At 69.7% G+C, this 25,378-nt stretch carries 19 protein-coding genes; 13 read left to right on the top strand and 6 right to left on the bottom strand.

Annotation, left to right across the window (positions count from 1 at the left end; translation table 11 throughout):
* Window positions 1-188: 188 nt before the first annotated feature.
* The gene (glgX, locus tag WMF14_RS13675) at window positions 189-2,528 is read right to left on the bottom strand and encodes a glycogen debranching protein GlgX (RefSeq protein WP_437801410.1); all 2,340 of its coding nucleotides are present in this window, start codon (window positions 2,526-2,528) and stop codon (window positions 189-191) included.
* 292 nt (window positions 2,529-2,820) lie between these two features.
* On the opposite strand from glgX, the gene WMF14_RS13670 reads away from it, so the two are divergent.
* Both WMF14_RS13670 and WMF14_RS13665 read left to right on the top strand, forming a co-directional pair.
* Window positions 2,821-4,473, top strand: coding sequence for a 4-alpha-glucanotransferase (locus WMF14_RS13670; RefSeq protein ID WP_437801409.1), 1,653 nt, complete (start codon window positions 2,821-2,823; stop codon window positions 4,471-4,473).
* Window positions 4,474-4,703: 230 nt separating this feature from the next.
* On the top strand, window positions 4,704-6,011 hold the full coding sequence (locus tag WMF14_RS13665; protein WP_437801408.1) for an ammonium transporter: 1,308 nt from the start codon (window positions 4,704-4,706) through the stop codon (window positions 6,009-6,011).
* A gap of 102 nt (window positions 6,012-6,113) precedes the next feature.
* Here WMF14_RS13665 and WMF14_RS13660 read toward each other — a convergent pair whose 3' ends face one another.
* Window positions 6,114-6,833, bottom strand: a complete 720-nt coding sequence (locus WMF14_RS13660; RefSeq protein WP_437801407.1) for a hypothetical protein — start codon at window positions 6,831-6,833, stop codon at window positions 6,114-6,116.
* 385 nt (window positions 6,834-7,218) lie between these two features.
* Here WMF14_RS13660 and WMF14_RS13655 point away from each other — a divergent pair, with 385 nt between their 5' ends.
* The 4 genes from WMF14_RS13655 (at window position 7,219) to WMF14_RS13640 (ending at window position 12,392) form a co-directional block, all read left to right on the top strand.
* The gene (locus WMF14_RS13655) at window positions 7,219-7,770 is read left to right on the top strand and encodes a hypothetical protein (RefSeq protein ID WP_437801406.1); all 552 of its coding nucleotides are present in this window, start codon (window positions 7,219-7,221) and stop codon (window positions 7,768-7,770) included.
* Between the two features lie 115 nt (window positions 7,771-7,885).
* Window positions 7,886-9,217, top strand: coding sequence for a Dyp-type peroxidase (locus WMF14_RS13650; protein WP_437801405.1), 1,332 nt, complete (start codon window positions 7,886-7,888; stop codon window positions 9,215-9,217).
* A gap of 193 nt (window positions 9,218-9,410) precedes the next feature.
* Window positions 9,411-10,664, top strand: a complete 1,254-nt coding sequence (locus tag WMF14_RS13645) for a tetratricopeptide repeat protein (protein WP_437801404.1) — start codon at window positions 9,411-9,413, stop codon at window positions 10,662-10,664.
* Window positions 10,665-10,811: 147 nt separating this feature from the next.
* A complete protein-coding gene (locus WMF14_RS13640) occupies window positions 10,812-12,392 on the top strand; it encodes a DUF4331 family protein (RefSeq protein ID WP_437801403.1) in 1,581 nt (526 codons plus the stop codon).
* A 204-nt stretch (window positions 12,393-12,596) separates the two neighbouring features.
* Here WMF14_RS13640 and WMF14_RS13635 read toward each other — a convergent pair whose 3' ends face one another.
* From WMF14_RS13635 to WMF14_RS13620, 4 genes are all read right to left on the bottom strand, one after another.
* Window positions 12,597-13,505, bottom strand: a complete 909-nt coding sequence (locus WMF14_RS13635; RefSeq protein WP_437801402.1) for a sterol desaturase family protein — start codon at window positions 13,503-13,505, stop codon at window positions 12,597-12,599.
* Complete coding sequence (locus WMF14_RS13630; RefSeq protein WP_437801401.1) at window positions 13,487-14,641, bottom strand: 2Fe-2S iron-sulfur cluster-binding protein; 1,155 nt, start codon at window positions 14,639-14,641, stop codon at window positions 13,487-13,489. The genes WMF14_RS13635 and WMF14_RS13630 overlap by 19 nt, the downstream gene beginning before the upstream one ends.
* Before the next feature lie 236 nt (window positions 14,642-14,877).
* A complete protein-coding gene (locus WMF14_RS13625; protein ID WP_437801400.1) occupies window positions 14,878-15,147 on the bottom strand; it encodes a LysR family transcriptional regulator in 270 nt (89 codons plus the stop codon).
* 95 nt (window positions 15,148-15,242) lie between these two features.
* Window positions 15,243-17,423, bottom strand: a complete 2,181-nt coding sequence (locus tag WMF14_RS13620; RefSeq protein WP_437801399.1) for a substrate-binding domain-containing protein — start codon at window positions 17,421-17,423, stop codon at window positions 15,243-15,245.
* Between the two features lie 229 nt (window positions 17,424-17,652).
* Here WMF14_RS13620 and WMF14_RS13615 point away from each other — a divergent pair, with 229 nt between their 5' ends.
* The 7 genes from WMF14_RS13615 (at window position 17,653) to WMF14_RS13585 (ending at window position 25,343) form a co-directional block, all read left to right on the top strand.
* On the top strand, window positions 17,653-18,735 hold the full coding sequence (locus WMF14_RS13615; protein ID WP_437801398.1) for a hypothetical protein: 1,083 nt from the start codon (window positions 17,653-17,655) through the stop codon (window positions 18,733-18,735).
* 35 nt (window positions 18,736-18,770) lie between these two features.
* Window positions 18,771-19,340 (top strand): RNA polymerase sigma factor, encoded by a 570-nt coding sequence (locus WMF14_RS13610; RefSeq protein WP_437801397.1) that lies wholly within the window; start codon window positions 18,771-18,773, stop codon window positions 19,338-19,340.
* The gene (locus tag WMF14_RS13605) at window positions 19,337-20,098 is read left to right on the top strand and encodes a hypothetical protein (RefSeq protein ID WP_437801396.1); all 762 of its coding nucleotides are present in this window, start codon (window positions 19,337-19,339) and stop codon (window positions 20,096-20,098) included. The genes WMF14_RS13610 and WMF14_RS13605 overlap by 4 nt, the downstream gene beginning before the upstream one ends.
* Before the next feature lie 529 nt (window positions 20,099-20,627).
* Complete coding sequence (locus WMF14_RS13600) at window positions 20,628-22,622, top strand: hypothetical protein (protein WP_437801395.1); 1,995 nt, start codon at window positions 20,628-20,630, stop codon at window positions 22,620-22,622.
* Window positions 22,623-22,847: 225 nt separating this feature from the next.
* Complete coding sequence (ssuE, locus tag WMF14_RS13595) at window positions 22,848-23,414, top strand: NADPH-dependent FMN reductase (protein ID WP_272103182.1); 567 nt, start codon at window positions 22,848-22,850, stop codon at window positions 23,412-23,414.
* 11 nt (window positions 23,415-23,425) lie between these two features.
* Window positions 23,426-24,562: a sigma 54-interacting transcriptional regulator gene (locus WMF14_RS13590; RefSeq protein ID WP_437801394.1), complete on the top strand. Its 1,137-nt coding sequence runs from the start codon at window positions 23,426-23,428 to the stop codon at window positions 24,560-24,562.
* A gap of 301 nt (window positions 24,563-24,863) precedes the next feature.
* Window positions 24,864-25,343 carry a hypothetical protein gene (locus WMF14_RS13585; RefSeq protein WP_437801393.1) on the top strand — a complete coding sequence of 160 codons (480 nt, stop codon included), beginning with the start codon at window positions 24,864-24,866 and terminating at the stop codon, window positions 25,341-25,343.
* Window positions 25,344-25,378: the final 35 nt, after the last annotated feature.

Genomic DNA, 25,378 nt, shown 5'->3' with positions numbered 1-25,378 from the left:
TGAACGGCGAAGACCCCGTCCTCCTCGCGCACGTGCGCCTGTTGGCCCACGCGGCAGCGTCGCGAGGCGCAGCGCTGCTGTACTTGTTGATGGTTGGCGCCGAGGGTACGCGCAGAGGTCCAGGGTAAGCCTTGCGAGCTTGTATGCCTGCTCGTACGACCTCAGCCAGCCGCACAGCGTCGGGACGACTACGCCCGCTGCGCCTTCACCCGCTTGACCTTCTTCTTCTCCTTGCGCTCCAGGAGCCGCAGCACCGCCACGGACCGGTCGACGAGCAGGTAGCGCTCTCCCCCTGCCCTCGCAGGCACCGTACGCGCCGGCTCCCCGGCGGTGCGGGTGTCGATGAGCACCTCCCACCGCTCGCCGAACTCGATCGCCGGCAGCACGAACTCCAGCGGCGAGTGGTTCGCGTTGATGAGCACGAGCAGCGTATCGCCGGAGATCGGCTCGCCGCGCGTCCCGAGCGCCGAGAGGGCGTCGCCCCCGAGCAGATAGCCGATCGCCCGCGCGTTCGGGTGGGTCCAGTCCTCCGGCGTCATCTCGGCGCCGTCGGGGCGGAACCACACGATGTCCTTGAGCCCGCTCCCGTGCACGTAACCGCCCGAGAAGAACATCCGCCGGCGCAGCACAGGCTGGCTCCGGCGCAGGGCGATGAGGCGGCAGGTGAACTCGAAGAGCTGCTTCCGCCGCTCGTCGAGGTCCCAGTCGTGCCAGGAGAGCTCGTTGTCCTGGCAGTAGGCGTTGTTGTTGCCGAGCTGCGTCTTTCCGATCTCGTCGCCGGCGTTGATCATCGGCACCCCCTGCGAGAGGATGAGCGTCGCGAGGAGATTGCGCTTCTGGCGCTCGCGCAGCTCGACGACAGCGGGGTCGCTGGAAGGGCCCTCGACGCCGTGGTTGTAGCTGTGGTTGTTGTTCGTGCCGTCCCGGTTGCCCTCGCCGTTCGCCTCGTTGTGCTTCTCGTTGTACGAGACGAGATCGTTCAGCGTGAAGCCGTCGTGCGCCGTCACGAAATTGATGCTCGCGTAAGGGCGGCGCCCGCTCGACGCATACAGATCGCTCGACCCGGTGAGCCGATACCCGAGGTCGGCCGCCAGCAGATCCCCCTTCCAGAAGCGGCGCACCGAGTCGCGGTAACGGTCGTTCCACTCCGTCCAGAGGACCGGGAAGTTGGCGACCTGATAGCCACCCTCGCCCACGTCCCACGGCTCCGCGATGAGCTTCGTGCGCGAGAGGACCGGATCCTGGTGGATGATGTCGAAGAACGAGCTCAGGCGATCGAAGTCATGGTGACCGCGGGCGAGCGCCGACGCGAGATCGAAGCGGAAGCCGTCGACGTGCATCTCGGTCACCCAGTACCGCAGGCTGTCCATCACCAGCTGCAGCGTCTGGTAATGACGCGTGTTCACCGTGTTCCCGCAGCCCGTGAAGTCCATGTAGTAGCGCGGGTTGTGCGGCACGAGCCGGTAGTAGGTCCAGTTGTCGATCCCCTTCAGCGAGAGCGTCGGGCCGAGGTGGTTCCCCTCCGCGGTGTGGTTGTATACGACGTCGAGGATCACCTCGATGCCGGCGGCGTGGAGCGCCTTCACCATCGCCTTGAACTCGGTCACCTGCTGACCGAGCCGCCCGCTCGACGAGTAGCGGCCCGCGGGCGCGAGGTACGCGAGCGTGTTGTAACCCCAGTAGTTGACGAGCCCGCGCTCCCAGATCTCGCGCTCGCTCGCCATCTCGTGCACGGGGAGCAGCTCGAGCGCCGTCACGCCGAGCTTCTTGAAGTGGGCGATCGCCGCCTCGGAGGCGAGCCCGGCGTAGGTGCCGCGCAGGTTCGCCGGGATGCCCGGGTGCCGCTGGGTGAAGCCCTTGACGTGGACCTCGTAGAGGATCGTGTCCTGCCAGCGCGTCGCCGGCGGCCGGTCGCCGTCCCACGCGAAGCGGTGGTCGACGACGACGGACTTCGGCGCGCCCCAGGCGCTGTCGCGGTGGCAGATCTCCAGGTCGTCGAGCGGGGCCGGCGGGGGCGGTGGCGTGGAGTCCTTCCCGCGCGCCTCGGCAGCGCGGCGATCGCTCGCCGTCTTGCCCCCGCGCCCGCCCTCGCCCTTCTCGGGCGCCGCGCCGTCCCGGCCCGCCTCCTTGGGCCGGCCGGCGCCGCCCTCGCCGCGCTCGGGGTGCCCCCCGCGGTCGTAGGCGAAGAGCGGCGCCTTCCAGTTCGGCTCGCCGGCGAGCGCGTACGCGTACGGGTCGACGAGGAGCTTCGCCGGGTTGAAGCGCTGCCCGGAGCGCGGGTCGTAGGGCCCGTGCACCCGGTAGCCGTAGAGCTGGCCGGGCTTGAGCCCCGGCACGTAGCCATGGAAGATGTGGGCCGTCCGCTCGGGGAGCTCGATGCGCTCGCGCTCCACGACATCGTCGACGGCCTCGAAGAGGCAGAGCTCGACCTTGGTGGCGGACTGGGAGAACAGCGTGAAGTTGACGCCCTCGCCGTCAAAGACGGCGCCGAGTGGGGTGGGCGTGCCGGGCCATATGCGTCTGGTCATCTGAAAAACCTGTGAAGCCGCCCTATTCGCGAGATCGGCGCCGCTGTCGAGACACAAGCGCGCGCGGCCTGATTTTTCGGTCGCCGCCCCCGGAAACGCCCGGCGCCGGGCCGCTCGGCGGGCCCGCCCTCGCGCCGTGCGCGATGTCGCGGCCCGCCTGTGCGAGCTCGGCAGCGGCCGCGGCGGCGGAGGCGCGACGGCGCTACCGCACGGTCGCAGAAGGAGCATCCAGGGCGGCGCGACCCGCGATAGACTCCGCCCCTGAACGCCTGGAGCCAAGCGAAAAACGCCCATGTCTTCCCCCTCTGCTGAAAATCAGTCCCAGAGCACGCCGTCCCCTTCCGGTCCCGCTTCCGGCGCGCGCCGCCGCACCGCCGGCGTGACGGTGCCGCTCTTCTCCCTGCGCAGCGATCGCTCGTGGGGCATCGGTGAGATCGGCGATCTCCCCGAGTTCGCCGCGTGGATGCGCACCGCGGGCCTGCGCCTCGTGCAGCTCTTGCCGCTCGGCGAGGTGTCGGGGGGCGAGACGTCGCCGTACATGGCGCTCTCCGCGTTCGGGATCGATCCGATGTTCATCTCGCTGTCCGCCGTGCCCGAGCTCCCCGAGGAGCGGCTCGGCGAGGCGCTCGGCGACGACCTCGGGGCGCTCGATCGGGCGCGGAGCAGCGCGCGCGTCGACTACGATCTCGTCCGCCGCGTGAAGCGGCGGGCGCTGCGCTTCGCCTTCGACGTGTTCGAGCGCGAGCACCACGCGAAGCAGACGCCGCGCGCGGCCGAGCTGGCCGAGTTCGTGAAGCGGCAGTCGGACTGGCTGCCCGACTACGCGCAGTTCCGCGCCTTCAAGGACGCCTTCGAAGGCGTCGCGTGGTGGGACTGGCCCGAGGCGATCCGCGAGCGCAGGCCGGAGGCGCTCGAGTCGCTGCGGCGCGAGCGCGCGCGGGACATCCTCTATTACGAGTACGTCCAGTGGCTCGCGCACGCGCAGTGGGAGGCGGCGCGCGCGGATCTCCGGGGCAAGGGCGTCGAGATCATGGGGGATCTCCCGTTCATGGTGGCGCGCGACAGCGCCGACGTGTGGGCGCACCAGGGCGAGTTCCGGCACGACATGACGGTCGGCGCGCCGCCCGACCAGTTCGACACGGAGGGGCAGCGGTGGGGGCTCCCGCCGTACTTCTGGGCCCGGATGCGCGAGAACGACTTCGCGTGGCTCCGGCGGCGCTGCCGCTACACCGGGCTGCTCTACGACCGGTTCCGCATCGATCACCTGGTCGGCTTCTACCGGACGTACATCTTCCCGGAGCAAGGGCGGACGGCCCCGGAGGGCGAGCGGCCCAGGGCGACCTTCGATCCGGCGGAGGAGCCGGAGCAGCGCGAGCACGGCGATCGGGTCGTGCGGGCGATGCTGGCGGGGGCGGCGGAGACCGGGGCGCAGCTCGTGGCGGAGGATCTCGGCGCGGTGCCGGGGTGGGTCCGGGAGTCGCTCTCGGAGCTCGGGGTGCCCGGCTACAAGGTGCTGATCTGGGAGAAGGACGACGTCGTGTTCCGCGATCCGGCGGAGTATCCGGCGCTCTCGGTGGCCTGCTTCGGGACGCACGACACCGACTCGGTGGTGGTGTGGTGGGAGTCGCGGGACGACCGGGAGCGCGCCGGGGTCCTCGAGCTGCCGCAGCTCGCGCCGCGCCGGCAAGAGCTCGGCCCGCAGTTCACGAAGGAGACCCACCGCGCGCTGCTCGACCTGATCCTCGGCTCGAAGAGCGAGCTCGTGCTGCTGCTCCTCCAGGACGTCCTCGCCACGCGCGATCGGATCAACGTCCCGGGGACCGTGGGGCCGCAGAACTGGTCGCTCCGGCTGCCGGCGCCGCCGTCTGCGCTCGATCGGGATCCCGAGGTGCGGGCCGCGCTCGATCGGGTGCGCGAGAGCGTCGAGGCCAGCGGGCGCGGTTAACGCGTCATCTCCCGCCGTCTCACGCCCCCTCGGGCCCACCGGCGATATAGTCTCACCAAAAATCCATCGATCCGCTGTAAGAGCGAGTCGGCCAGCGCGCTGACGGCGGAGGCGCCCACGCGCTGACTCGCTGCGTCGTCGGGGTATGTTTCGTGCAGTCGCGAAGTATATCCCGACGAAACATTCTGGAAAACTGCCTTCTCTTACTGTCGCGGTCGAGGAGGCCACCAGTGAACGAAATCAACGCCTCGGACACCACCTGGCTCCTGGTCTCGTCGGCAATGGTTCTGCTGATGACGCCAGCGCTGGCCCTGTTTTACGGGGGCATGGTCCGAACGAAGAACACGCTCAGCACATTCATGCACAGCTTTTTCGCCATGGGGATCGTGACCCTGGCGTGGGTAACGCTCGGGTACTCGATGGCGTTCGCCGAATCCAAGGGCGGGTTCATTGGCGGCTTCGACTACGCGTTCCTGAACGGCGTTGGCACCGAGCCGCGCGTCGGGACGACGGTGCCTCACCTCCTGTTCATGGCGTTCCAGATGATGTTTGCCATCATCACGCCGGCGCTGATCTCGGGCGCCTATGCGGAGCGCATCAAGTTCTCGTCGTATGTGGTGTTCACGCTGCTCTGGTCGCTCCTCGTCTACAGCCCGATCTGCCACTGGGTCTGGAACCCGGGCGGGTGGCTCCTCGCGCGCGGCGCGCTCGACTTCGCCGGCGGCACCGTCGTTCACCTCGCCTCGGGCGCGAGCGCGCTCGTGATCGCGATCGTGATCGGCAAGCGCAAGGGGTACCCGACGCGCAAGATCGTGCCGCACAACCTCACCATGACGCTGCTCGGCGCCGGCCTCCTGTGGTTCGGCTGGTTCGGCTTCAACGGCGGCTCCTCGCTCGCGGCGAACGGGCTCGCCTCCGTGGCGTTCGTGAACACGCACATCGCCGCGGCGATCGCGGCGCTCGCGTGGGCCCTCATCGAGGCCGTGCGCTTCGGCAAGCCGTCGCTCCTCGGCGTGGCGTCGGGGCTCGTCGCGGGCCTCGTCGCCATCACCCCGGCGGCGGGCTTCGTCGGGCCGATGGCGTCCGTCGCGATCGGGCTCGCCGCGGGCGCTGTGTGCTACGGCGCCGTGATGCTGAAGGGCAAGCTGGGTTATGACGACAGCCTGGACGCGTTCGGTATCCACGGCGTGGGCGGGCTGCTCGGCGCGCTGCTCACCGGCGTGTTCGCCTCCAAGGTGTGGAATTCGGCCGGCCAGGATGGCCTCATCAAGGGCAACTCGGCGCTGCTCACCGAGCAGGCGATCGCGGCCGCGGTCGCGGCGGCTTACGCTGGGGTGGTCACCTTCGTGCTCGTGAAGGGGATCAGCGCGGTGATGGGCTTCCGGGTCGACGAGGAGACGGAAGACGAGGGCCTCGACGGCGTCCTCCACGGCGAGGAGGCCTATTCGCTCGGTGAGGGCGGCGCTCACGCCGCCGAGAGCGAGCCCCCGGCCCCCAGGCCGGCGGCGGCGCCGGTCCTCGTGCGCGAAAGCGCCTGATCCAGCGCAGCGGAGGCTCGCTCATGGAGGCCGCCTGGCGGGTGCCAGGCGGCCTTCGTTGTTTTGTCCCCTTGGCCCCCTGCCCTTCCCGGCAGGGAGCAGTCACCTGCACGTGAAGGCGGGCTCGCCGGTCTCCTCGCAGCCGTGGTCGCACGTGACCTTGGCGCACCCGCAGCGGCGCAGCCTTCCGCGGTCGCCGTCGGCGCTGTGATCGCAGTCGTCGCTCAACGTGCGGCACTCGTCCTGGCAACGCTCCTTCTGCGCGGGCGACGGCGCGCAATCGATGACCGCCGCGCCGCCGGAGGAGCCCGCGTCGCTGCACAGCTCGACGGACGCGACCTGCTCGAGCAGCGGGATGATCCCCCCGATCATGCATTGAGCGTGCGGCTCGCAGACGTGGTCCCGCAGCACCGCCAGCACGCGGACGCGCTGCCCGGTCAGCTCGCGAAAGGAAGGACCGAGCCAGCGCTCGGCGTCCTCGCGCGACAGGATCCTCCCGGCGATGAGGGGCTGCGAGCCCTTCGTCAGCGTCATCGTGCCGACCCAGCGCTCGCGCGCCGGCGCGTCGCCAGGGCGCTCCCCCTCCGTCGGCGGCGACGCCGGCGGCGTGCCGGCGGGCGCGGCGCTCACGGCGAGCGCCGGCGCTGCGACCTGCGCCGTCGGGGCGACCCGCGCCGCCGGCACCGTCGAGGGGGGCGCGCCTTCCGCGCAGCCCATCGCCCCGGCGCAGCACGCGCCGGCCAGCGCCCTGCGAAGGCATCGCCGCAGCTCCGCCGCGACGGGGTGAAGCCGCGGGGCACGCACCGGATTCGTGAAATGCACAGGACATCTTACCATGCGCCGGCGTGCCAGCGCGCCAGCTCGCGCCGTGGAGAGCGCGTCCGCGGCGCGGCCAGCGCATCGTCCCCGCGAGACAGAGGCCGGGAACCATCGAGTACCGGAGGTTCCCGGATACCTTCGTCAAGGTGGTCGGACACTACCCTCCACGAGGCGCACCCCAAGTCGATACAAGAGGACCGCCTGCTCTTGCGCTTCTCGTCCGTGAGCTGCAGATCCTTCAGACGACGCCCGATGCATGGGATTGTATGCGATGGAATGCCTCCCGAACCAGCCGTTCGGCCGCCGCGGATAGCCGAACAGAAATGATGTACACCTCGAGGAAGCATTCTAGTATGAAAACAGCCACCGACCACGAAAGCGATACAACATGGACCGGACACGGAATTGCGCCGATATTCGACCGCGCGCAGAAGCGCTGCCAAGAGCGGGCGAAGAGATAGAGGCAGGGAGATTCGGCACGACGCTCCCCAGGTCACGCGGGTTCACGATCATCGCCAAGGTCATACCAGGACGGGAGGATGTGGTCCGCGCATACGGCAAGACCGTCGAAAACCTGATAAAGGATCAACCCCTGGCGCTCGCCCCGCTCGCGCTCCATTATCTGCGCTGGGCCACCTACAAGGAAGGTGACACCACGTGGTTCCTTTATATCGGATTCTTCGACACGGATTTTGACAAATATGTAGAGGACGCGGTGCTGCTCTTCAAACAGGCAGGCCTCAACACGATATTCGAGCAACTCGAAGGCTTTCCGTTAGACTGGAAGGAAAACCCTGCCTCGTTCGCCAAGTTCGCACGTGAGCACGCAGCCCAGCCATTCATGGAATACGCGGAGTATCCGGACGCCACCGGAGTCGAGGTGGTCAAGGCGCTCAAAGTCAAGTGCGCCCTTTCCACGATGCTCGACCAAATGCAGTAAGCTCATTCGCTGGTTGCGAGACAGGGAGCAGAGCTCCCGTTCCTGTCGCGACGAACCTGGAGGCGCTCTGGAGAAACATCGCGGCCAATAGGACCAATCGCGACGGAGGAGATCGATGCCCGAGTCAGTCAGCGGCCTGCTCGAACTGGATGACATACAGAGCGGGGTCTTGCGCCCACGGCCTGCGCCGTACGTGGCCACGTACCTCTTGCTCCGCATCGACGACCGCAAGGCAGGGCGGGAGTTGATGAGGCGGCTCAGCAATGTGGTGGCCTCGGCCGCCCACCGCGAGAGTCCGGCAGCCGATACTTGGGTGAGCGCATCGCTCACCTTCCAGGGCCTCAAGGCGCTCGGCTTGCCGCAGGAGTCGCTCGACAGCTTCGCGTGGGAGTTCCAGCAGGGGATGGCCGCGCGCGCGCGCCACCTGGGAGACACCGGCGATAGCAGCCCTGAGCACTGGGAGGCACCGCTCGGAACTCCAGACGTCCACGTCGTGATCACTGCGCTGTCGCCGGACGCGCACGGCCTGGAGGCGGCGCTTGAGCGCGCTCGAGAAGCGATCCAGGCGTTGCCGGGAGTTGCGTTGATCTGGCGCCAAGATTGCTATGCGCTGCCCGGTCCAAGGGAACACTTCGGGTTCCGGGACGGCATGAGCCATCCCGCGATCGAGGGCAGCGGCATTCCGGGAACCAACCCGGCGCAGCGTCCTTACAAGGCAGGTGAATTCGTCCTGGGCTACCCGGACGAGCTGGGCGGCACCCTGACGCCCCAGCCCGAGGCACTGGGCCGCAATGGGACCTACGTGGCTTTTCGTAAGCTGTACCAGCGCGTGGCGCTGTTCCGTCGATACGTGAAGGAGAACTCTCTCAGCCCGGACGACGAGGAGCTTCTAGCGGCGAAGATGATGGGGCGCTGGCGGAGCGGCGCGCCCCTGGCGCTCAGCCCATCCAGCGACAATCCCGAACTGGGAGACGACCCGCTACGCAACAACGCATTCCTCTATGGAGACGATCCGACAGGCTTCAAGACTCCTCTCGAATCACACATTCGCCGAGTGAACCCACGAGACTCGAATGTGGCGGGCATAGTCGGCCTGCACCGGATGATCCGGCGTGGAACGGTCTATGGTCCTCCGCTCGCGGAAGGGGTCCTGGAGGACGATGGTGTCGATCGGGGGTTCATATTTGCCTTCGTTGGAGCGCACCCGGGGCGGCAGTTCGAATTCGTGCAAACGGAGTGGATCAACAGCGGCGTCTTCATCGGGGCGGGCGACGCCAAGGACCCCATCGCCGGATCGAACGAGGGGGGCGGCGACTTTACAATTCCACGACGGCCGATCCCGCGGCGCCTCCACGGATTGCCTCGGTTCGTCGTGACAAGGGGCGGTGAGTACGCATTCATGCCGGGGCTGCGAGCTCTGCGCTGGCTCGCCGATCTCCAGACATGAGCTGCGCTTTCAGACTGAGGACCGTGTTTCCAGAGGCACCATGTCGACCGCCTGAATTCGTTCAGTACGGCATCGCCGATGTGCGCCGCCGTACCAATGATACTGGCGTGTGTTTTGCGGATGCTCGCGGATGGATGAGGCCACAAGGTGGCGCGGCGCGATCGCCGTCGGAACGTCCACGAGGAGGCAGTCGATGCCAGCCCACGCGATCAGGTCAATCGGGCTCTTTTTGGGGTTGCTCTTCTCGGGGATCGGGATCGTGCCGGGGGTACGCGCTTCGACCGTCGGGACAACGTCCGGAGACATCGCCGTCTCCAACCTGGAGAGCTCGCTCCGCGTGGCCTGGAGCGACTATCTCCGATCCCCCCGAAACAACGGCGCACCGGATCGCATCGTTCAAATCGAGCAGTTGAAGGCGCAGTTCCTGGGCGACATAGAGTCACCGGATCGCCTCGATCACCTCGCCGCAGAGCTTCGTCGCCATGAGCCCGAAGCCGGCGAGACCTACCTGCTATCGGCGAGGATCGCGGCGTACTTGCATCGATTCGAGGAGGCCGAAGCCGACCTCCGCCAAGCCGGGCGCCGCGGCGTCCGGGCGGCCATGATCGAGCCGGTGCGGCTCTCGATCCAGCAAGCGACCGGCAAGCGTTTGGCGGAGGTATTGGCTGTGCGTCGCAGAAGGGCGCAGACCATCTCCGGCATCGACGAGCTCCTCCCCCTTGCGGCCTTGCTCGTGGACCTCGGCGAGTACGAGGAGGCGGACCGTGTGTATGCACGGGCGCTCGCCCAGTACCGCGATGTCTCCCCGTTCCCGCCGGCGTGGGTCTGCTTCCAGCGCGGGGTGCTCTGGGGCGAGCGCATGCCCGCGCCGCAGCCCGAGAGAGCTCGGCGCTATTACGAAATGGCGCTGGCGTACTTGCCGGCTTACGTTCCGGCGCGCGTCCACCTCGCCGAGCTCTACGCCGGGCGCGGCGCCCTCGCCAAGGCGGAGGCCCTCCTCACACCTGGGGCACGCCGCGGCGACCCGGAGTCCAGGTGGCGCCTTGCCCACGTCCTGAAGGAGCAGGGCCGCGCTCAGGAAGCGCAGGAACAGTCGCTCGGGGCCAGGGCCTCCTACGATCGGCTCCTCGCGCGGCACGAGCTCGCCTTCGCGGATCACGCCGCCGAATTCTACCTCGGTGACGGCAATGACGTGCTCAAGGCGCTGTCGCTGGCTCGCCGCAACCTGGCCAACCGGCCGACGCTCCGCGCCTTCGAGTTGGCCCACGAGGCCGCCGTCCGCGTCGGTGAGCGACGACTCGCCGCCAATCTGCTCGCCGGGGCCCGGGCGCGCCTGGGCAACACGAAGGCCTTTCAGGTGTCTACTCTCTCTCTCGCGCGCGCAAGAACCGGGCACCCGACCGCGGCGCCGAGTGAAGGCGTGACTCGTCCGAGGAGAACTCCATGACGCGGTTGGACGACGCCTTGCAGGCCACAGCCGGCCGCGTCACCCTGCGCGGCGGTCCCGTGGACGCGTTACCGGCGGAGAAGAACCCCCATGTGTCATAGGCCCACATCGAGTGAAGCGGTCGCTCGGCGCCGGGGGAATACGGTCATGCGGCTCCTCCGTCTCCTGCTCGGGATCATCGGTCTCGGGCCCCTCGGCGTTCTTCCGGCCGTCGCATCGGATCACATCGACGGGCCGCGATCCATGGGCGATCCGGCGGCGGACCTGAATGATCTGTACGCTTTTCAGAGCCCGGAGCGAACCGACCACACGGTGCTCATCGCCAACGTCTTCCCGTTCGCGGGCGACTCCGCGTTCTTCTCCGACGCCGTGAACTACATCATCGCGATGCGCCGCGTCCATGTCGCCGGCACGGGGAACGAAGCCCGCTTTCAAGCCGCCAAGGAGGAGCTGAGGTTCACCTGCAGGTTCGGACCGCTCGAAGCCTCGACGAGCGGCGGCAAACCGCGCCAAAGGGGGGCGTGCACGTTGCCTGGCGGGAGGACCTTGCCGCTGGTCGTCGGCGACGCGCGAGGCGCTGCCACGCCCGATGGCGCCTTCCGTATCTTCGCCGGGCTGCGGTCGGACCCTTTTTTTTCCGGCTGGGGGCCGCCGCCCCGCAACGCGCTGCCGAAGGCCGTCCCCAATTCCCTCCAGGACAACAACGTCCTGAGCATCGTCGTCGAGCTCGACACGACCAAGGTGCTCGAGCCGCGCAAGGGGTCGCTGTTCGGGGTCATCGCGGAGACAACGCCCGGCGCCGCAGGGAGGGGGTTCACCAGCGACGTCCCGCGGATCGACCGGGTCGGACGGCCCGAGGTGACCAACCTCCACATGTTCGTCGATGGCGAGATCGACCTGCGGGACCTGTGGAATCAGGAGGATCCGTTCGCGGTCGACCCGAAGCGCCTGCCGCTCTACAGAGATCGCCTGCTCCTCTCGCTCGACCTCTGGGACAGGCGGGACGGCAAGATCGATTGGACAGAGGCCGGGCGCAGGGCCCTGGTGAACGTGCTCCTGGACGATTTCCTCCTGATTGATGTGACCAAGCCGACCACCGACGACAGCCATCGAGAGATCGAGCACAGCACGCTCGAGGGGCGGAAGTACGCCACGGGCGGGGGCAGGACCCTCGACGCCAATGTCATGAACATCTTCATCTCGTACGAGGTCAACCGTGGCAGAGGGCCTATGCTCCACGGCGGGGCCAAGGGCGCCACGCAGCCGGGGGGCAAGACGTTCCCCTACGTGCAGCCGCCCAACGTGACGCCGATCGAGATCACCCGCGCAGTCAACCTCGCCGCCAGCAGCAAGGAAGTATGGAAGGTGGTCGGGCGTTTCGACGGGCTGAGGGACTGGCACCCGATGGTCGTGCGGTTGAAGACGGTCGGGAGAGGGGTCGGCCAGCTGCGGAGGAGCTTCATGACGGACGGTTCTGAAGTCGTCGAACGGCTAGAGGAGCTCGACGACGCCCGGCGGCTCATGCGGTACACGATGGTGAGCGGGTTGCCAGCCTCGGATTACACGGGGGTCATCCAGGTCAGGGACAACGGCGCGGGTTCCACGGTGGAGTGGCGGGTGAGCTATCGGATCAAGGGCGCGGGTACCCCGTTCATCGGCGCAACGGTCAACACCATGATCTCGAAGGGCCTCGAAGGCTTGAAGACGCGCTTCGGCGTGCTCCAGTAAGGCCCTCCATCGTCTCCCGAGCTGAGCGAGCCAATCGGCCGGATCGACGGGGCCGTCCAGGCGCTGCGCACGATGAGCTGAGCTTAGACGCTCAACGCCCAGCCACGCAATAACCCGCGCTGGTACAGCCGTCGATGAGCAGCCCCACTGCGCCGTTGATGCAGACGTTCATCGGAAGATGACCGTAGCCGCCCGCCCGACGGCTCAGCTCACCACGACAGTGCGGCCATCGGCGGTGTAAATCACCGCCTTCGCCGCGGCGAGCGCGGCCGCCGGCGGCGTGGGCTCGATCGACGGGCGATGAGCCGCCACCTTCTTCGTCGGGCTCGTCGAGCGCACGAACGGCCAGAAGAGCTGCTCGGCCCAGGGCTCGACCGGCGCGTCGTCGGGTAGCCCGAAGCCCTCCTGCCGCGCGTGCGGGATCACGAGCGTGCCATGGATCACATCGAAGCAGATGAGGGCGACGCCATAGTTCTTCATGGCATTTCCGTAGCGACCGACGCCGTGGTGGACATGGTGGGTGTCCGGCAGCGAGATGACGCGCTCGATCACCCACATGAAAGGACGCGTGAAGCGGTTGCGCTGAAGCGGCAGATCCCAGCGAAGATCGCAGTGCTCCATCAACACCATCAGAGTCCTGAAGGCCAATCCAGCCGCGTAGGCACCAGGCTGGCCGAGCCAGATGACGGCCGGGCCCAACCACGCGCCCGGCACCAGCAGATGCCACAGCCAGTTTTGCCGGTAACCGACGCCGATATTCATATTGCGCGGGACGTGGTGCGGTTTGTGGATACGCCACAGCCACGGCCATTCATGGCTCTTGCGGTGGAACCAGTATACCGCGTACTCGTCGACGAGCACGTAGATCGGGAAGGCGAGCCAGAAGCTCACGCCCGCGAGCGCCCCCTCGGAGCGCGGCCAGAGAGCCTTGAACGCCCAGATCAAGGCTGCGAGGGACGCGCCGCGTACCAGCAGGAAGTTGCCGAGGCTCACGAGACTCGCGCCGAGCTCCCGCATGGTGAGCACACCGGGGCGCCGGTACAGGCCGAACGCGATCTCCAATGCGGCGAAGATCGCGATGAGAGCGAAGGCTATCAGAGCATTCCCGAGCATGATGACTCTCCTTCCGCGCGTCGTGTCCGGGCTCGTGCACCCGCCGAGGAGGCGAGGGCGATCGAGCCACGGTCCAGGAACCTGTCGCAATGCACGTGGTCCGGCGGGATCGTGCCGCGCAGCACGTCGAGCGCGGCGTCGATCATCCCGGGCGGCCCGCACAGGTAGGCCGCGCGATCGGCGTGGGCCACGGCGACTTCACGGAGGTAGTCGGTGACGTGCCCCTTTCGCCCTGTCCAGCTCGAGCCCTCGGGCTCTTGCGAGAGCACGGGCACGAAGGCGAACCGCCCTCGCCATCGCGCCTCGATAGAGGCGATGGCGTCGAGCGCGTAGAGGTCCTGCTGGGTGCGCGCGCCGACGACCAGAGTCACGTCGCGAGCAAGCCCGTCCGAGATCCCTTGCTCGAGGATCGCGCTTATCGGCGAAAGGCCAGTGCCTCCTGCCACACACAGGAGCGACCGCCCGCCTTCGTGGTAGCGGAAGCCGCCGTGTGGCCCCGAGAAGCAGAGGCGCGAGCCCGTGCGATCGGCGGCGAAGAGCCAATCGGTGAAGGCGCCGCCCGGGACGTGGCGGATATGAAAGAGCGCCCTTCGCGGCGAGGCCCGAGCCGGTGCCTCGGCGAACGAGTAGCAGCGCGGCTCGTGGAGCCCCGGGACCCCGGGCGCTGCGAGCTGCGCATACTGCCCGGCCACGTAGCGGATCTCCGCGGCGAGGCCGACTTCGATTGCGAGGATGCCGGGCGCGAGCGGCGTCACGCGCGTGATGTTCGCGTCCGTCTGCACTGGCTGCACCGGCGCAGGACCCGCCGAGCGCTCGCGGCCGGTGCCCGGGACCTCGACCGCCACGTCCTCGGACTCGGCCAGGCTCTGGCAGGCGAGGACGAAGCCGGCAGAGAGCTCCTCGGGCGTGACGTGGGGAGAGATATCCTTCTTGAGGCGGACATGCCCCTTGGTGAGCCGGCACTTGCACGTACCGCACTCCCCCACGTTGCACATCCGGGGGAACGGGATATTCGCGCGCGCGGCTGCGCTGAGCAGCGTCTCTCCGGGCTCGATGGTCGCTGCGCGCTCGCTTCCCAGGACACGAAGCGTCCCCCGTCGACCGCGCTCTCGGCGGACAGATGAAAATCCGAGCATGATGTGTTCTCTCCCTGTGGATGGCTACCCAGGTCCGCGGCACCTGGCCGCGAACTCGGGTCGCTCTTCGCTGGGCCGCCCCTCGCTCGTGCAGCCCTGAGCTCGCGGATTTCATGGGCGGCGATCCACGGAAAGCCCAATCAAGAAACGGTATGAGTCAGATGGCCTGCGCGAATATTCCGCTGAATCCGGGGTCGCGCGCCTCCTCCTGAACCAGCCCGCCCGCCGAAGACAGGTCAGACGCGGCTGCAGAGATCGATGAGCGATCGCATCGGGCCGGCGAGCGAGAGGGCACGCGGCGTCGGAGCCATCTCCTTGCCGCAACGCACGAAGAGATCGTCGTCGAGCAGGAGCCGCAGCCGGGCCAGCGCGCTGCTCACGGCTGGCTGGGTCATGCCGAGGCGCTCGGCTGCGCGCGTCACGTTGCGCTCGAGGATCATGACGTCGAGCACGGTCAGCAGGTTCAGGTCCACGGCGCGCAGGCGAGGAAGCGGCGGTGCGCTCATTCGACCCCCGCGGCCGCTGTCTGATCCGGCGCCACCGGCGCGCCGAGGGCGGGGGCCACAGCGCTGCGCGCGCGCTCAGCGCGGCGCGTAGAGCGTCACTCCGATCCTCCGCGACGCCGCAACTCCGAGATCGCGTTGCGCGACGACCGCAGCGGCGCTTCAGCCACGTCATTCCGTCTCGTGCGGAGCGAGGGGACCTCGGTCGACGCGAGGTCCTCGAGCGCCGACGCCAGCGACTGGTGGCAGGACAGATCGCCCAGCTGGATATCGAGGGCGACGAGGCGCATCGCGAGCTCGGGCCGCACACCGACGAGGCGGACGCGGGCGCCGAGCAGGGAGGCCGCGCGCTGCGTCTGCCCGAGCGCGTGGGCCACCTGGGCGTCGATGCTCGGGACGCCCGTGATATCGAGCAGCACGCAGCGCGCCCCGTGTCGGCTCACCCCATCGACCACCCGCTCGAGCATCTGCCGGGCACGATCTCCATCGAGCTCGCCGACGAGCGGGACGAGCAGCACGCCGGGCATGAGCGGGATGAGCGGGCAGCCGAGCTCGCGCACCGCGGCCGAGAGGGTGCGCTCGCGCTGATAGGCCTCCTGGAGGCTCGCGTGCTGCTCGGAGAGCGACTGCACGAGCGCGTCCCGCTCGAGCGCGGCGCCGAGGAGCGCCCCCCAGATGGAGATGGTGCCCTCGTCGCCGGCGACCTCGATCGAGCTCGGGCCGACGATCGCGAGGACCCCCCAGTCGTGGTGGAGCGTGCGGATCGGCAGGAGCGTCACCATGAACGGGCCGCCGGCGGTCGAGGGCGGCAAGTGCTCTGCGAGCGGGAAATCCTCCCGCGCGCAGAGGGCGCCGAGCGGGGGAGTCGGGCTGCCATCGCGGCTGTAGGCGCCTGCGATGACGAGGCGCGCGCGGGTCGTCGGGTCTTCCCAGAGCGCGAGGCAGCCCCAGACGGCGGCGGTCGAGTCGAGCCAGGAGAGCGAGCGCGACTCTTCCTGGGTGCCGCCGAGCAGCGCGAGGCTCACCTCGTGATCGGACCGCATGAGCGCCCCGAGGTCGTCGACGAACTGCCGCTCGGTCTCGACGCGAGCCAGCATGAGCGAGAGGCGTAGCCGCTCCTGGAACTCCTCGGCTCGCGCCTCCGCGGACTCCGCTGCTTCCCTGTCCAGGCGCGCGCGGCGTCGCATTCCGGACCGGCCGAGGAGGCGGACGATCCCCATGAGGCTCTCCACGTCAGGCGTGAGGCGGACGGCCTGCTGACAGGCCTCGTCGATCTCGGCCGCGGGCGGGGGCGCGGCGCCCTCGATCGCCGCGGCATACCCCGCGATCACGGCGGCGACGCCGGGCCACACCGACGCCGGGGGCGCCTCGGGCGGGAGCGGCAGGCGGAGGAGCAGCTCGACCATCTGCCGCTCGAGGTCGTCGTCGGGCGCCGCGCGCTTCGGGTGGAGCAAGCCATGGAGCGGGTCGCACCCGCACGTCCGCCGCCTGACGAACGTGGTCGGCGCGAGCACGGGCCCGGACGGGACGACCTGGCCCGCGACCTGCGCCAGCACGAGCTCGTACGCGAGCGCTCCGAGGGCGTCGAAGCGCTGGCGCACGGTCGTCAGCGGAGGGGCCGACCACTGCGCATCGGTGATGTCGTCGAAGCCGATGATCGCCAGATCGTCGGGGATGCGGTATCCGGCGGCCTGGAGGGCCGACATCATCCCGAGCGCGTTCTTGTCCGTGGCGACGACCGCGGCCGTGAGATCTCCCCTGCGCGCGATGAGGGCCTCTGCGGCGCGCTGGCCGCCGGAGTGCCAGTTGTTGTCGGCGTCGAAGACGAGGCCGGGATCGAAGGGGATCCCGCTCTCGATGAGCATCTCCATGTAGCCGTCGAAGCGCGCGCGGATGTCGTCCTGATCGATGCAGCCGACGAACGCGATGCGCCGATGGCCATGCTCGATCAGGTGGCGCACCGCGCTCCGGACGCCCTCGCGGTTGTCCGCCATGACGGTCGGACAGCCCGCCTCGGGGGCGCAGGAGCTGACCGTGACGAGCGGGACACGCGCCTGCGCGAGGAGCTCGATGCCATCCGTGGCGAGCACGACGATCCACCCGTCCACCTGGTCCCGGGCGAGCGAGGGCGCCTGGACGTAGGCCGGCGTGCCGCGCACCACCAAGACACGATGGCCGCGCTGCTGCGCCTCCTGATGGATCCCCCTGAGGACCGAGGTGAAATAGAAGCCGTCGAGGAAGGGCGTGAGGACGCCGATGGTGGTCGGGCGGGAGTGCATGGGCTGCGGGCTCGCGAATGGATGAATACCGGATCTCCGTCTCGCTCACCGACGGCCTTCACCGCCACCCGCCAGAAATTCCGGTGACTCGCGAATCGTCCGGGTGTACAGCATCGCCGATCCGTTTGGCCATCGATCGAAACATCCTCGCCGTCATGGCGCGCCCCCGTTACGAGCCCACGTCCTTCCCCGCAGAGGGATCGATCGGGCGAGAGGAAGGGAGCGGAGGGTGAGCGCGCCGGCCGTGCGTGCGCTCGTCTCGGCGCTCGGCGCCTGCGCGGCGCTCACGCCGGCCAGCGCGCGGGCCGAGTGCGATCGCGCGGCCGCGGACGTGTCGTGGGTGCGCCTCGCGGGCGCGGAGGGGCGGTGCCCGTCGGCGTCGCGGTTCCGCGCCGAGATCTCGCGGCGGCTCGGGCGGGAGCTCGTCACGATGGGCAAGGCCGCATCGATCGAGGCCGCGGTGCAGGGGCAGCCCGGGGCCTGGTCGGCCACGATCCGGACCGAGCTGTGCGACGGCTCCCCGCCGACGGTCCGCGAGCTCTCCGACAACACCCAGAGCTGCGATGGGATCGTGGCCGCAGCGGCGGTGCACATCCTGCTCACGATCGATCCAGAGGCCGGCCTCTCCCCCCCGACCGCCGAGGCGCCGCGCTCCCCGCAGGCCGCCGAGGCGCCGCGCCCTCCGGCCCCTCCTGCGCGCCCTCCGGCGGCGGAGCGGGCGCCGGAGCCGCCGTTCCCCTGGCCGGCGGAGGCCGAGACCACGCCGCCCCCGGCCGAGGGCCCGCCGCCCCCCGGGCTCTCGGTCGCCTGGCGCGGGCTCGCTTCCATGGGCATCGTCCCCTCGCCCGGGTTCGGCGCCGCCTTGTCGGGCGAATGGTCGATCCTGCCGCGGTGGACGCTCGAGACGGGCGTGCTGTGGCTCCCGGAGCAGCGCGCGGCCCAGCGGACGTTCGCCTTCGGGCTCACGGCGGGCTGGCTCGGCGCGTGCTTGGAGATGGTCCGGAGCCGCTCGGTCGCCCTCGGGCTCTGCGGCCGGGCGGTGGCGGGCGCCATCTACGCCGTCATCTACGGGGACGACGGCGTCCTCCCGACGATCCTGCCGACCGACGTCGGCTCGCGCGCGTGGCTCAGCCTCGGGGCCGGCACGCGGCTCGGCGTCCGCGTCCTCGGACCGCTGCGGCTCGAGACCGGCATCGACCTCTTCGTCCCCATGACGCGGTACGATTTCCAGCTCGAGGGCGGGCGGCCGACGGGCCTGGAGCAGGCCGCGCTCGCCGCCGCGGCGTTCGGGGGGGTCGGCCTCACGTTTTGATGAAGGATCCACGGGCTGCCGGCATTCAGTCTCCCGTGGAGCAGTGCTTACGAGCCGACGTCCTGCGCGACGCCAAGCAGCCGCCACGGAGCCTCGTCGCCCTGCACGCCGAGCACGGCAACTTCGTCTGGGCGACCCTCCAGCGGTTCGGCATCCAGCACCCTGACCTGGAGGATGCCTTCCAGGACGTCTTCGTCGTCGTCCAGCAGCGGCTCCCGTCCTTCGACTGGGCCTGCCCCATCACCACCTGGCTCTTCGCCATCTGCCGCCGCGTCGCCGCGTCGCACCGCCGCCGCGCCCACACGCGCCGCGAGCGTCTCGGCGAGGTGGTCGACGACGTGCCGGACCCCGCGCGCGGCCCGGAAGAGGTCACCTCCAGCCGCGAGGCGCGGCTGCAGCTCGAGGGCATCCTCGCGGCCATGGATCTCGATCGAAGGGCCGTATTCGTCATGTTCGAGATCGAGGAGATGCCGTGCGACGAGATCGCGCGCCTGGTCGGCGTCCCGATCGGGACCGTCTACTCGCGGCTCCACGCGGCGCGGAAGGAGTTCGCGACGCTCCTGAAGAAGTCCGAGGTCGAGCGCGCGCGCAGGGGGGCCAGATGAGCGATCCGAAGCGATGGAACCAGGAAGGAGGAGGCGCTCCGCCGGGCGCACGCGAGCTGCTCCGCGCCGCCGCGCCCATCCGCCCGATGACGTCCGCCGAGCTTACGCGCACCGCGGCCCGGGTGGCGCCGCTCGAGACGGCCGCGGGCGCGGCCGCCGGCGTCACGGTGCCGGCGTGGATCAAGGGGATCTTCCTCGCGGTGGGCATCGGGGCCGGCGGAGCAGGGCTCCACGCTGCCCTCGGCGAGGCCCCGAACGCCGCCGCGCCGATCGCGCCCCCTCCGGTGCTCACCGATCTGCCGCTGGAGCGGCTCCTCTCACGCGCGGGCGGCCGCGAGCCGGCCGGGTCGCCGGCGGCCGGGCCGCCGGCTGCCGAAGCACCGGTGGCCGAGGCGCCGCGCCCGCCCCCGTCCGCCCTCCGCCGCGAGGCGCCGCGGAGCCCCCGGCCGGCCGCGCCAGCGCCGGAGACGACCGCCTCGGCGGACGGCGACGACCTGGTCCGGGAGTCCAACCTGGTCGACGCGTCCAGAGCGGCGCTCGCGCAGGATCCGGAGGCCGCCCTCGCCGCGCTGGAGAGGCACCAGGCCGAGTTCCCGAAGGGGCGGCTGGCGGAAGAGCGGGAGTTCATCGCGATCCGCGCGCTGGTGCGCCTCGGGCGCGCCGATGAGGCGCGGGCGCGCGCGGCGGCGTTCTTCGCGCGGTATCCATCGAGCTCCTTCGCCGAGCCGCTGCGCCGCATCGTCGCTGCGGCTCGGTGATTGCTTCCACGACGACGGCTCCACCCGCGCACTCCACACGACGTTCGAGCAACCGAGCCGGATCGCCTCGCCTGTGCCAGCGGCGACGACATCGACGCTCACATGGACCACAAGAAATCGACATGAAACCGACGCAGACACGGACCGCGAAAAATTAACGCGAGTACAAACACGAGCGTTCATATCGCTTGCCCGGTACCTAAACAGTATTAACATACGCCCCACGTTCACGGGCGGCCGCGCCGAGAGGCGCCGGCGCCCTGGCGTTTCATCGAAGAACGGTGGATTCAGCGGCTCGATGAGGCCAGGCTGCCGTGGCAGCGCTGGCCGCGGCGAGGCACGCCGCCCATGCGGCGCGCGCCGAGCGTCGTCTCCTTGTGAACGACGCGCGCGCTCGCCGGCGGTCGTCCTCCTCGGGCCGCTCGTTCCATCCGCGAGCGCGCGTTCGCGCTCTCGCGCGGCTCCGCCGTTCTTCGTGGTCATCTCAGGAGGTTTCATGTCGTCGAAGCTGTCGAGTTCGAGCAGTCCGGTGCGCTCTCATTCTGATTCTGCCTCCCCCGGCGCGTGGCAGGGGGCGCGGCGCGCCGCGCTGGCCGCGCTCGCGATTCTGCCGATTTCTTGCGCGGATCTCGGGCCCACGGACGGCGCTCCTGCCGATCTCGCCGAGGGCGAGATCGCGGAGGCCGGCCAGGCGCTCTCGCTGACTTTCCCCATCAAGGAGCGGAGTTCGCTCGTCGTCACGAACACCGACATCGTCGGCGCGTTCAAGCTGAAGGACGTGCTCCAGCAGCTCATCGATCAGGCGGGCGTCAGCCTGACGCCCCTCCAGCTCTTCCGGCAGTTCATGGACACGAACCGGAAGGCCGCAGACGGGATCGGCCTCGGCCCGCACTGCGACGACGTGCTGATCCCCGGCTCGGCCGGGTCCATCAACGGGTGGCCGATCGACTGCCCCCGCGTCGTGGGCCTGGAGGCCGACAGGGATCCTTTCGCCGATGAGGAAGCCCCGAACGCCTACGTCGCCACGACCCTGTCGAACCGCTTCGACCTCGCCCCGCCGGACGGCGCCAACTGCGGCGAGTACCGCGTCGTCTTCGCCAGGCGCTCCGGCATCCCGGAGGGGGCGTTCCAGATGCGCAACTTCATCATCTTCGAGGGCCGGCTGCCCAACCCGACCCCGAGCCTTGGCCGGGAAGGGTGCCGCCCGGTCGTCGACTTCTGGTACCACCTGTCGGATCCGGCGAAGAGCCTGGCGGAACGGAGGGACGATCTGCTCGCCTTCTATTTCGACGGCCTGCCCGGGGGGTTCGAGCCCGTCTTCCACATCAATCATTACGGCCAGAACGCGGGGCCGTACGGCGGCCAGATCCGGACCAACGAGTTCCTCTTCGCCCCCGCGATCGACAACACTGCGCCCGAGCCCTTCACGACGTGGAACCTCCGGGAGTTCAGGCTCCTTCACAGCGGCTCGGGGAGCAGCGGCACGCTGGTCGTGACCCCGTCGTTCGTGAAGGACACCCCGGCCGCGCCGCTCTTCGATCCCGCCTCGACCGACGCGCGCGCCGTCGCCTTCAGGAGCACGTCGTTCCCGGGCCTCGTGGAGCGGCTCGCCGCGGCGGACGACATCAACCGCTTCGCCTTCGAGCCGAGCTATCCGACGACGATGAACGCCGGAGAGAGCCAGATGATCGGCCTCCAGAACAACTACTTCGCGCCGTTCGGCGCCGGGCCCTCGGCCCTCAGGACGAGCATCCAGAACAAGCTCACCGCGATGGGCAGCGCGCTCACCCCGGATCAGGTCGTGGGGCGCGCGTTCTCCCTGTCGTGCAGCGGGTGCCATGAGCCGATCGGCGACGCCACGGGCTCCCCGACCGTCGGGCTCGATCTCGGCACGACCGCGACGCTGGCGAAGCTGAGGCCGTTCACGCAGACCTCCGAGCAGCTGGAGGCCGATCCGGACGAGCCGGGCGGGCAGCGCTTCAAGATCTCGGAGGCCCTCACGGGCGTGTTCATCCCGTTCCGGAAGAACGTGATGGCGGACTTCCTCCTCAACAACCCGATCCTCGGGTTCGAGAAGCCGGGCGCGTGGACGTCGGCGCAGGCCCAGCTGTCGGTCCACACGGGCCGGGTTGTGGAGGGCATCTCGTCGCTCCAGGTGAAGACGCCCGCCGCGTTCAACGCGATCGTCAGCCCGAACTTCAGCTCGGCGAACCTCGCCCCGGTGGGCAACAAGATCACGCTCGATCTCTTCGTCTCTCCCGCCCAGCCGAACCCGAGCTGGGTCGGGAACATCGAAGTGCTGATCTCGATCCCTTCGGCCGGCATCTACAACCAGTGGGCCGGCAACGTCGCGCTCACCCCGCTCACCCGGGGCCAGTTCGTGAGGATCCAGTTCGCCCAGCTGCCGACGGCCACCAAGAGCGCGCTGAACGCAGGGGCCAGCGACGTGAAGCTGCAGTTCAACCTCAACGTGACCAGCAACTCCGGTCCGTACTACCTCGACAACGTGCGGTTCGAGAACTGACCGCGACGGGGCGCTCGTGCGCGTGAGAGCGAGCGTTCGGCCATGAAGAGGGCGCCGGCCCCCCACCGGCGCCCTCTTCTTCTCTTGCGCCCGGATACCGATCCTCCCACGCGCGCCCACACACGGCCCCTCCCCCGGGGCCGACCTCCAGCAGCATGATCCGCCCGGACGGATAATTCATCCGTTATAGTAGACATCGCTCTCGGGCCTTGGTATGCTGTGCTCATGTCAGGCATTGCCATCATCACCGGAAGCGTCTCTGCGCGCTCGAAGACCTCGGCGCTCGCGGCCCGCATCGCGGCGCGGCTCGTGCGCGAGGGGTTTCGCGTCACCACCATCCACGTCCGCGAGCTCCCGGCCGAGGATCTCCTGCACGGGCGCTTCGACTCCCCCGCCCTGGCGGACGCGGCGCGGGTCGTCGCGGAGGCGGCCGGGGTCGTCATCGCGACACCCATTTACAAGGCCTCGTACACGGGGGCGCTCAAGGCGTTCCTCGACCTCTTGCCGCAGTTCGGGCTCGCGGGGAAGGCAGCTCTCCCCCTCGCGACGGGCGGGACGCTCGCGCACGTGCTGGCGATCGATTACGCGCTCCGTCCGGTGCTCCAGTCGCTCGGCGCGCGGCACGTCGTCGCGGGGCTGTTCCTCCTCGACAAGGCGCTGCGGCTCGGGGAGGACGGGGTGCTCGACGTCGATGACGAGCTCGGGAGCAAGCTGGAAGAGATCGTGAGGCCCTTCATCGACAGCGTGATCCGGGAAGGCCTCCCGCTGCCGGCGCGCGAGGTGGCGGCCTGAGCGGTATACCCATGCGCTTGCTCACGCTCCCCACCCCCGAATCGACGGCGGCGCCGACAGAGCGCGCCAAGGCGCTCCTCTTCGAGGATCCCAGATCGCAAGAGCTGCTCCACCGCGCGAGGCAGGTCGCGGCGGGCGACGCGGCAGCGCTCATCACCGGCGAGATCGGCACCGGCAAGGAGATCATCGCGCGGCACGTGCATGAGCTCAGCGCGCGCCGCGGCCGGCCCTTCCTCGCCGTGAGCTGCGCCGCGCTGTCGCCCGCGCTCGCGGAGAGCGAGCTCTTCGGCCACGAGCAGGGGGCGTCCCCGAAGGCGCTCGCCATGAAGCACGGCCTGCTCGAGGCCGCCGAGGGCGGCACGCTCTACCTCGACGAGATCGGGGATCTCCCGCTCGGCGTGCAGGTCAAGCTGCTGCGCGCGCTGGAGGACCGCGAGGTCGTCCGGCTCGGCTCACGGACCCCGGTGCCTGTCGACGTGCGCATCATCGCGGCCACGAACGTCCCGCTGAACGACGTTGTCGCCGTCGGCGGGTTCCGTGAGGACCTGTTCTCCAGGCTGAATGGCGCCGCAATCCCTGTCCCCGCCCTGCGCGAGCGGCCGGGGGACATCCTGCCGCTCGCCCGCTATTTCCTTGGCACGTACGGGCGCCGCCTGGGGCCCACGCCGTGCGTGCTCACGTCGTCCGCGGTGGACCGGCTGCTCGCGCACTCGTGGCCGGGCAACATCCGCGAGCTCGAGAACGTCATTCACCAGGCGCTCCTCGTCTGCCGCGCAGGCCGCGTGACAGGGAAGGATCTGCGGTTCACGAGCCTCCGGCCGAAGGCGGCCGCGATCGAGCCGCCGGGCCGCATCGACGGGCTGATGGCGACGCTCGAGAACACGATCGCCGCCCTCTTCGACGCCAGCTTCCCGAACGTGCACGAGCGGGTCGAGGAGATCGTGATCCGCACCGCCTACCGCCGCTGCGACCGCAACCTGGGGCTGACGGCGGCGCGGCTCGGCGTCAGCCGCGATCTCGTGCGCGCGCGCCTCCTGCAATCCGGCGAGATCGCGCAGCCCTCCACGCCGGAGCCCCCAGCCGCGCCGTCGAAGGCCGGCGACGCAGCACGAGCGGCGGCGACAGCACTCCCGATCTCCCTGCCCTGATCGACGCCGCCGCGTCGCTCCTCCCCGCCAAGAGGCCCGCGCCTCGCACCGGACCAGCAAAGGTGCGAGATCGAGCGACAAGCCCCCCTACGCCCCCGGTGCGAGCGAGTCTCGCGGGCACGAGCCGATTGCGTGTCCTGAACAACAGATGCACCGATTGCGTGTCCTGCACAACAGACGCGCACGTGATGCGTGCTCCGAGCCTCGCAGAGCGCGTCGGGTCGCTCTTTTCACGTTGGCGCGCGGCGTGCGAGCCTGGGGATCGTGCAGGGCCGGACGGCAAGGCGAGGAGGGTGTTTGTATGAGCTCAATCCATCCCGGTGCGGCAACGAATGTAGTCGCAGCGTCCCTGGCGCGTCCCGCGGCGAGCGCCGGCGCGACCGTTGATCCCGGCGCAGGGGCGCCGGAGCTCTCCGGAGGGGAGCTCGAGCCGCCACCCAGCGTGACGCGCGCGCTGGCCGCCGCGGCGGAGTCGGAGGGCGCCGAGCGCGCCGCGTCCTGGGAGCTCTGTACCGCGATGCTCGCGATCGCCACCGGCTGGCTCGCGTGGACGCTGCCGGAGCCCAGCGCCCGCGACGTGCTGCTCGTCGCGCTCTGTCTGGCGCTCGTCACGATCGAGCGCCGCAGGGCAGGCGCGCACTTCAGGAAGGTGATCGCCGCGGCCGCGGGCGCGCGCGGCGCGACGGAGGGCGAGGCGTCGCGCGCGGCCTGGCGGCTGGACGCGGCCTTCTGCGCGGCGCGCGCCACGGGGCGAGGCGCGATGGGCAAAAGGCGCCGCTGAGCGGCCTTCCCCGCCGGAGAGGATCGGCGCGGCGG

Source organism: Sorangium sp. So ce693 (assembly GCF_051521375.1).
GTDB lineage: Bacteria > Myxococcota_A > Polyangia > Polyangiales > Polyangiaceae > Sorangium > Sorangium atrum.
This window is presented reverse-complemented; position numbering and strand designations above follow the sequence as displayed.

What these genes read in the sequence shown, in the direction of transcription:
- glgX (WP_437801410.1), bottom strand. Translation starts at nt 2,528, where the DNA reads ATGACCAGACGCATATGGCCCGGCACGCCCACCCCACTCGGCGCCGTC.
- WMF14_RS13670 (WP_437801409.1), top strand. Translation starts at nt 2,821, where the DNA reads ATGTCTTCCCCCTCTGCTGAAAATCAGTCCCAGAGCACGCCGTCCCCT.
- WMF14_RS13655 (WP_437801406.1), top strand. Translation starts at nt 7,219, where the DNA reads ATGGACCGGACACGGAATTGCGCCGATATTCGACCGCGCGCAGAAGCG.
- WMF14_RS13650 (WP_437801405.1), top strand. Translation starts at nt 7,886, where the DNA reads ATGCCCGAGTCAGTCAGCGGCCTGCTCGAACTGGATGACATACAGAGC.
- WMF14_RS13645 (WP_437801404.1), top strand. Translation starts at nt 9,411, where the DNA reads ATGCCAGCCCACGCGATCAGGTCAATCGGGCTCTTTTTGGGGTTGCTC.
- WMF14_RS13640 (WP_437801403.1), top strand. Translation starts at nt 10,812, where the DNA reads ATGCGGCTCCTCCGTCTCCTGCTCGGGATCATCGGTCTCGGGCCCCTC.
- WMF14_RS13635 (WP_437801402.1), bottom strand. Translation starts at nt 13,505, where the DNA reads ATGCTCGGGAATGCTCTGATAGCCTTCGCTCTCATCGCGATCTTCGCC.
- WMF14_RS13630 (WP_437801401.1), bottom strand. Translation starts at nt 14,641, where the DNA reads ATGCTCGGATTTTCATCTGTCCGCCGAGAGCGCGGTCGACGGGGGACG.
- WMF14_RS13625 (WP_437801400.1), bottom strand. Translation starts at nt 15,147, where the DNA reads ATGAGCGCACCGCCGCTTCCTCGCCTGCGCGCCGTGGACCTGAACCTG.
- WMF14_RS13620 (WP_437801399.1), bottom strand. Translation starts at nt 17,423, where the DNA reads ATGCACTCCCGCCCGACCACCATCGGCGTCCTCACGCCCTTCCTCGAC.
- WMF14_RS13605 (WP_437801396.1), top strand. Translation starts at nt 19,337, where the DNA reads ATGAGCGATCCGAAGCGATGGAACCAGGAAGGAGGAGGCGCTCCGCCG.
- ssuE (WP_272103182.1), top strand. Translation starts at nt 22,848, where the DNA reads ATGTCAGGCATTGCCATCATCACCGGAAGCGTCTCTGCGCGCTCGAAG.
- WMF14_RS13590 (WP_437801394.1), top strand. Translation starts at nt 23,426, where the DNA reads ATGCGCTTGCTCACGCTCCCCACCCCCGAATCGACGGCGGCGCCGACA.
- WMF14_RS13585 (WP_437801393.1), top strand. Translation starts at nt 24,864, where the DNA reads ATGAGCTCAATCCATCCCGGTGCGGCAACGAATGTAGTCGCAGCGTCC.